Origin of the sequence: Dietzia sp. E1 (assembly GCF_014145015.1) — a bacterium.
Taxonomy (GTDB): Bacteria; Actinomycetota; Actinomycetes; order Mycobacteriales; family Mycobacteriaceae; genus Dietzia; species Dietzia cinnamea_A.
Genome location: NZ_JAALDU010000216.1, coordinates 1 through 2,536 on the forward strand (window position 1 = coordinate 1; position 2,536 = coordinate 2,536).

3 protein-coding genes are annotated in these 2,536 nt (G+C 72.9%); all 3 read right to left on the minus strand.

Annotated features, from left to right (window positions below):
* Nucleotides 1-764 (minus strand): amidohydrolase family protein (locus G6030_RS08335; protein ID WP_182642811.1); only part of this gene is annotated, 764 nt, incomplete at its 3' end.
* Between the two features lie 376 nt (nt 765-1,140).
* Complete coding sequence (locus G6030_RS08340) at nt 1,141-1,995, minus strand: glutamine amidotransferase (protein ID WP_081470582.1); 855 nt, start codon at nt 1,993-1,995, stop codon at nt 1,141-1,143.
* Nucleotides 1,996-1,997: 2 nt separating this feature from the next.
* Nucleotides 1,998-2,536, minus strand: a 539-nt coding sequence (locus G6030_RS08345; RefSeq protein ID WP_182642812.1) for a DUF1727 domain-containing protein, incomplete at its 5' end; no start/stop codon positions are given.

Consider the following 2,536-nt stretch of genomic DNA (forward strand, 5'->3'; position numbering starts at 1 on the left):
CGCTCGGCAGGCGGGAAGGGCGTGGTCTCCTCCACGAAGTCCGTGAAGGCCATCGTCGTGTCCAAATAGACGTTCTCGTACCGCTCGGCCAGATCGAGGAAATCCGAGTACTCGCCCATGCCCATGTGGGCGACGATCAGCGGCAGCTCGGGGAAGCGCTCGAGCATGGCGGCCACCGGCTCAGGACCCGTGAACTCGCCGGCCACCGGGCCCGAACCGCAGTGGATGACCGTCGGCACCTGCGCCTCGGACAACACGCCCCACACCGGGTCCAGCAGCGGATCCCGGGGGTCGTACTCGCCCACCTGGATGTGCGACTTGAACACCCGCGCCCCGGCATCGACGGCATCGCGGACGTAGGCACCCGCCGTCGGCTCGGGGAAGAACGTCGCAGTGTGGAGGCAGTCGGGGTGGCGGGAGGCGAACTCCGCGGACCACGCGTTGAGCCACGCAGCCATGTCGGGCTTGTGCGGGTACAGCATCGACGAGAACGCCAGCACCCCGTACGACCGCAGACGCTCGACCCGCTCGTCCTCGGCCTCGCGGTAGGTGATGGGCCAGGGACGGCCGATCTTGGGCCCGGCGGCGTCGAAGTAGTCCCACACCTTGGCCATCACGCGCGGGGGCATGAAGTGCGTGTGCACGTCGATGATGCCCGGCAGCCCGAGTGGCTCCCACAGCGCGCGGACCTGCGCCGCCTCGACGGCGGGATCGGGAGGGGGCACGGACCCGGTGAGGGTGGCGGTGCCGTGGTGTTCACACATGCGTCCGAGGGTATGTCAACGAACCCGGCCCGCCCGGGATTCGCGGCGCGGACTCCGGTGTCACCCCCGAGGCGCGGGCCGGCCGAGCGCCGGGCAGCCCCGATCCCGGGTCTCGGGTCCCGTGTCACGGGCCACGGTGCGCTCACCTGGGCCAGCGACGCCGCCTCAACCCGCAACGCCACCTCAACCCGCAACGCCGCCTATCGGATCGCGCTACGCCTTCGGGGTCCCATAGGTGGAGTTCCATCCGATAGGTGGCGGGACGGGCTCGATGCCGAAGGGACGGGCCTGATGTCGAGGGCACGAAGCGGCAGGCGGCGCAGGTCCACAGCGTCGCTGATCAGCACCGGGCGGCGCAGGCTCCCGGAGGAGCTGATCAGCGCCGGGCGGCCGCGATCCGCTCCCGGCGCAGCCGCTCCACCGCCGGCACCTCGACCGGCGGCAGCGAGTCCACGCCCAGCGCGCGGCCCAGCAGCAGGTCGGCCAGCTCGGGATTGCGGGCCAGCACCGGCCCGTGCATGTAGGTGGCGATGATCGAGCCCTGGACCACGCCCTCGACCAGCCCGCCCGCGGGGACCGACTGACCGTCCGGCACGCCGTTGCCGACGCCTGAGGTGACGCGACCCAGGGGAGCGGCGTCCGGGCCCAACACGGTGGCGCCCATGTGGTTCTCGAAGCCCGTGAGCGGCTGCGTCAGTCCCGCGACCTGCGGCGCCACCACCAGCTCGCCGATCGAGCGGGTGGCCTGCGGCGAGGTGGTGACGTCCAGCAGGCCGAGCCCGGGCGCGCGCGAGCCGTCCGAGACGACGAACCACTCACCGAACACCTGCATGCCGGCGCAGATCGCCAGCACCGGCGCCCTGCGCTCCACCGCGCGTTGTAGACCCGGCGATGCGGAAAGGTGCCGGGAGGCGAGCTTCTGCGCCGCGTCCTCGCCGCCGCCGACCGTGTACAGATCGCAGGAATCGGGGACGGCGTCCTCGAGGGTGATCCGCACGATCTCGGCGTCGTAGCCGCGCCACCTGAGCCGCTGACGCAGGACCAGCGAGTTGCCGTCGTCGCCGTAGGTGCCCATGACGTCGGGCAGGACCAGACCGATCCGCACCGTCGACTCGGTGGGCCGGGCCGAGTCCGCGGCGACGGTGTCCAGCGGGGAGGCGGACGCGCCCTCCCGGCGGGCCCCCGCGTCGCGCGGGTCCGGATTGCTCTCGCCGGCGTGATGCTCGCTCATCGTCACTGCTCCTTCCGGGCGGCCGGGGAACCGGTCTCTGCGCTCGCGGAACCGGGCCCCGCGTCGACGGGACGGTGCCCGGCGGCGGCCATGGCCCGCCCGAGGTCACGGAACGCCGTGTAGTTGGCCAGCACCTCGACCCGCCCCGGGGGGCAGCGTCGGATCGCGGCCAGCGGATCCGGCTCCAGCTCGTGGCGCACCCCGGCATAGGTGAGCCGCACCGAGAGGTCGGCCGCCCGCTCGCCCGAGGCGTACACGGTGACGCCCTCGAAGCTCTCGAACCGCACGTCCCACAGCCATGACAGGTCCACACCGTCGGCGACCTGCCCGTTCACCGCGATCACCAGGCCGTCGGCCGACGTGTCGATCATGCCCAGCGCCTCCTGCCAGCCGGCCGGATTCTTGGCCAGCAGCAGGTGCGCGGACCGCCCGTCCACGTCGACCGTCGAGTAGCGGCCGGCCACGTCGTCGACCTGCTCGACCGCCCGGACCGCGGCGGCCGGGTCCGCGCCCATCGCCACCGCGGCCGCCACGGCCTGGG